This is a genomic window from Pseudonocardia oceanicola, assembly GCF_047200735.1.
Lineage (GTDB): Bacteria > Actinomycetota > Actinomycetes > Mycobacteriales > Pseudonocardiaceae > Pseudonocardia.
Genome location: NZ_JBJZON010000074.1, coordinates 1 through 1,089, shown reverse-complemented (window position 1 = coordinate 1,089; position 1,089 = coordinate 1). Strand labels below are relative to the sequence as shown.

Annotated in this window: 1 protein-coding gene; it reads right to left on the bottom strand. The window is 69.0% G+C overall.

Annotation, left to right across the window (positions count from 1 at the left end):
- Positions 1–1,089, bottom strand: a 1,089-nt coding sequence (locus ACL02T_RS34850; protein WP_412835086.1) for an LLM class flavin-dependent oxidoreductase, incomplete at both ends; no start/stop codon positions are given.

Genomic DNA, 1,089 nt, shown 5'->3' with positions numbered 1-1,089 from the left:
TCGGCGAATGCGGGCAGGACCTGCTGGGCCATCAGCTCCATCTGGGCGACGACGGCCTCGATGGGCTGGCCCCAGGCGATCAGGCAGGCGAGGTGGTCGACGCCCATTGCCTCCATCTCCTTGAACCGCTCGATCATCTTGTCCGCGGTGGTGAGGACCGGGTCGGAGTACTTCTCCCAGAGGCCTTCCGACGAGGGTGACTCGTTCGCGGGCACGACGCGGCCGGCCTCCACGAACTCGATCTTCTCGCCCGTGCCACGCGCCTTGAGGCGGTCCTCGCGGGTGCCCTGGCTGACGGTCTGGGTGAGCGCGAGGTAGTGGTTGTACTCGCTGACCATGTCGTCGAAGAACTCGAGCGCGTCGGTCTCGGTCCGGCCCAGCCAGGTGTGCCGGTAGACCATGACCTCGCCGCGCGGCTTGCCGCTCTCGGCGGCCGTGGTGTTGAAGGCCTCGAGGAGCGCCTCGAGGTCCCCGTGCGGCTCGAAGTTGCCCCAGTTGGGCGCGGTGAGCAGGTTGTGCCCCTGCGCGGCCACCTTCCGCACGCCATCGACGCTCTGCGAGGCGACCCACAGGTCGGGGCCGGGCTGCGAGGCGGGCTTGGGCACGAGCGTGGTGCGCGGGAACGAGAAGTAGCGGCCCTCGTAGGTCACGTTGTCCTCGACCCACACCCGCTGGATGATCTCCAGCGCCTCCTCGTAGATCTCCCGCGACTTGGCGGGGTCCACCCCGATCCGGTCCAGCTGGTAGCGGCCGCCGCCCCGGGCCACGCCGATACCCACCCGGCCCGGCGCCAGGTGGTCCAGCATCGCCATCTCCGACGCGATCAGCAGCGGGTTGTAGCTCGGGAGCACCACCACGCCGGGCAGAATCCGCAGCCGCGCGGTCCGCGCCGCCGCCAGCGCGGCGAAGGCCAGGGCGCTGGGGTTCGCGACATAGTTCTGGAACACGTTCTCGTTGATCGCGACACCCTCGAAGCCCAGCCGCTCGGCGGTGTCGACGATCGTCAGCATGTCCTGCAACAACTCGCCCCACGGGCGGTCCATGTCCGAGTAGAAGAAGGGCGTCGTCACCCAGAACTTCAGTGCCATG